4 protein-coding genes are annotated in these 3,449 nt (G+C 35.9%); all 4 read left to right on the top strand.

What is annotated here, in order from left to right; translation table 11 throughout:
• Positions 1-119: 119 nt before the first annotated feature.
• The 4 genes from ACI7RC_RS27595 (at position 120) to ACI7RC_RS27610 (ending at position 3,179) form a co-directional block, all read left to right on the top strand.
• Entirely contained in the window at positions 120-923 is an 804-nt protein-coding gene (locus ACI7RC_RS27595; protein WP_408111361.1) for a hypothetical protein, read from the top strand.
• A 429-nt stretch (positions 924-1,352) separates the two neighbouring features.
• A complete protein-coding gene (locus tag ACI7RC_RS27600; RefSeq protein ID WP_408111362.1) occupies positions 1,353-2,159 on the top strand; it encodes a hypothetical protein in 807 nt (268 codons plus the stop codon).
• A 280-nt stretch (positions 2,160-2,439) separates the two neighbouring features.
• Positions 2,440-2,583 (top strand): hypothetical protein, encoded by a 144-nt coding sequence (locus ACI7RC_RS27605; RefSeq protein WP_408111363.1) that lies wholly within the window; start codon positions 2,440-2,442, stop codon positions 2,581-2,583.
• A 179-nt stretch (positions 2,584-2,762) separates the two neighbouring features.
• Entirely contained in the window at positions 2,763-3,179 is a 417-nt protein-coding gene (locus ACI7RC_RS27610; RefSeq protein WP_408111364.1) for a hypothetical protein, read from the top strand.
• Positions 3,180-3,449: the final 270 nt, after the last annotated feature.

Below are 3,449 nucleotides of genomic sequence, written 5' to 3' on the forward strand. Positions count from 1 at the left end.
AAAGCCTGTAGCTCCTGTTCCTTGCGGAACTTTGTCTACAGGCTGGCATATGGGATGATTATAAGATCATCCCATATGTAAAATAATTGTTTAGGAAATCAGAGGAGGGATTAGTTTAATTGAATAAAAAGTTTTTACTAGTGATAATTATTGTCTCAGTGATAACATCGTCAATATTATTGTGGTTATCAAATAAAGAAAGATCGCTTGACTATGATGATTATAAAGAAATGGAATTACTTTCACAGAAGAGTAGAACAGAATTAGAGAAAAAAGGATATTCAGATCTAGATATTAGGAAGATAGAAGAGTTTAATGCCAACTATAAAAATCATTTAACTTTAGTGGATATTGTTGAAAACGATAATTTAGAAAATTATGGGTATAATAATAGAAGCCTTAATAGTGAAGTTAAGAGTGATATTGTTTATGATGAAAATTATTTTGATATACAAGACAGTAACTTATCCTATACTACCACTGTAATGGATTTGGTTAGAGATAAGAATGCAGATAGAGATGCGGGCAGAATAGTCATTGAGTTTGAATGGGATAGTAAACCAGCTACTCAAAAACAATATATTAACGTAAAATATCCTAAATATATACTTGAAAATATCTATACCTATTTAAAGTATGAAAATCCAAATGATAAAAATGACGTAGTTTATAAAATGTGTGAAATAGAACCTTATAATTTTATTGATGAATTTCAAACTAATATTGATCCCGGAAAAACGATAAATCAACAAAATTACATTTTAAAATCGGGTATAATTGTATTGGATATAAAATCCTATTATATGGATAGCATAGCACCATTTTCCATATCATCACAATATGTAGCAAAACCTCTTTTAGGTAAAGAGAAAATATTATCAGTGTACAAGATAATGAATGCTAAAATTAAGATGCCAAAATAAGAGTACTTTTATAATATTTGTTTTTGTGAAAGTTATTATATGCAAATTTTATGAGCCTAAATATAAAAAGGTTCAAGATGCAAAGTAAAATTGGAATAGAAAAACTATGACATCGTTGAATATTTCCCTACTTCACACGGAAGATGACAGTTTCCAGCACTAAGCGACCTTTTACAACAGTTACGTTAAAAGCATCACCTTCCCTGGGAGTCATCAAAGGCACATGGAAATACCTTACTGGATCAAAAAACGTTGAGGTCTATTACCCAACACACCTAAAGTGGATAACGGAATAAATGAAGTAGGAGGGGGCTCATTAGGGGTCCCCATCTTATCTGTGGTCACTTTTACAGATGTAAGTGGACGACAAAGAATAACCAAGGAATTGAGTGGAAAAGTTCCAAATCGTGCAAGGATGGGGGAAGTGTCATGTCCAGGAAGTATGTACTCATCATATGGTTGGCAGTATCACTGATATTATTTTCATGTTCTCGGGTATCAAACCAAGAATTCTACGTAGTCAAGAATGAAGGAAGTTATGAATCATACTGGGATGAGAGCTACCAAAATCTATTTATCCTAAATCTTGCCTTTAATCATTCTCCCGAATTAGAGCTAACTCAGAGCGACATAGAGTCCATAGAACTGCTGCCTCATACCGATTTGGTGAAAATTGAAAAGTTTTCGATTGAAGAAAATCCACCTCAAGGCAACCTCAAACAAAAAGCATTGTTTGTCAATCTTCTATCACAAAAGACGGGTAGACATACCTTTAAGCAGATTGCGTTTCATACGAAAGATGGGGAGAAGGTTTTAGACTTGGGAAACATCAATGTAACGGTACATAAAGGTGTCTTTTCCGGAATCATGCCTTTAGGACAAAATATTGGAGTCTTTCCTGAATCCATACCATTAGAAATTCTCCCTAGGAACGATAATGATTACCCGGTGATCATCAAAGGCATATTAGTAGAGAATCCCTATATCACGTATGACAAGGATGACATAAAAATTGTAGTCAACAACAAAGAAGTGCCGCTGCCAGCAGATGGCGTCAAGTTAAATCCAAAAGAGGAAATTCCATTGACCGTGTACTGGAAAGTAACTTTTCCGCCAAATCAAATTGTCAATATTGAGGCAAGACCATTATTAATCAGTGAGCATGATGGGGTCACTGAATATGCGGACATTCCAAATATGATTTTTAGAAACGATTTTAAGCTTCCTGGGAAGTAAGCGAATGATTACTGTTCAATTATCGAAACAAGCGAATGGGTCTGTCAAGATTTTTGTGTAAATTCGATCAACTCGTGTATAAAAAGGTTTCATCCCCCTATTGGAATATCTTTTTCGGAATCATTCGAGTCGAGGGCGTAAGGTGTAGCAAACCAAGACTCTATTGGTGGAGAAAAAGGCTTCTGCTATCTATCGGATATGACTATACCATAACTATTTCAATCCGTTGCTTTTACTTCCCGAGCGCTGACTGGCTGATTATTAAAACAGAAGGCAATTCATGAAACGACTGATAGCTTTATTGCTAATAATGGTGCCTCCCCTGTTGCGTTGTTCATCTCATTCCGACAAGGGCGAAGAAAGTAAAGGAATAAGCGGCTTTATTATCAAGAAAAATGATGAAAAAACAGATTCTCATGATTGAAAATGACAACACTAAAACAGGGGAATGGCACGAAGCAGTATGGTACACAGCAGACGAGGACATAAAAATTTTCGACAGCAAAGGGAATACAGTCTCTTTCGATAATATATCCGAGGGAGACATGACGCGTTGATATCGCTTAGGGGAGAGTGTTTTCCCACAAATAAGAAGGAGGTTTCATGAAAAAGGTTATCTCGTTTTTAACGTTATCTGCATTTGTACTACTGCCAACAGGATGTTCAAATGATCAACCGATTCATGAACGCAAAGGGCTTACTGGATATGTTATTGAGGCAGATTACCAAAAAAAACAACTTCTAGTTGCTGAAAGCGACCAAACAAAGCTGGGAGAAAAGTATGGGGCTGAATGGTATTCCTTAAACGACAATGCTATTCTCCTTGACAGCAGGAATAATCCGGCTTTGTTCACAGATATTGAAGTCGGCTCTAAAGCGGAAACATGGGCAACACTACTCTCTATGGAATCGTATCCTTCGCAGACAGACCTTAGCAAACTAGTAATAGCAGACGATGTGAAACATCCCCATTCTTCAATGCTGCAAAAAAGGCCATTCAAGATGCTTTACACTTTCTAAAGAGTCGTCCAGACGAACCTGGAGTATTAATTGTACAAAATGTAACTACTAACAAAACAGAGTGGATAATCCAAGTATATAATTACTTTGCTAAAAATAGTTATAAGTTGGCGATAGATGCAGAAACTGGGGAAGTTAAGGGAATTCAATAGTATCTGTTATCAACGAAGTCATCACAAAAGTCAGAAAAAAATTACCACTTTAACATGTTTCAAGAGAAGTCCTCTATCCTCTGCAGGTAGGGGATGAATCTTGGTTAGGCGAAGCCTA

Source organism: Brevibacillus sp. B_LB10_24, from assembly GCF_046036945.1.
Lineage (GTDB): Bacteria > Bacillota > Bacilli > Brevibacillales > Brevibacillaceae > Brevibacillus_C.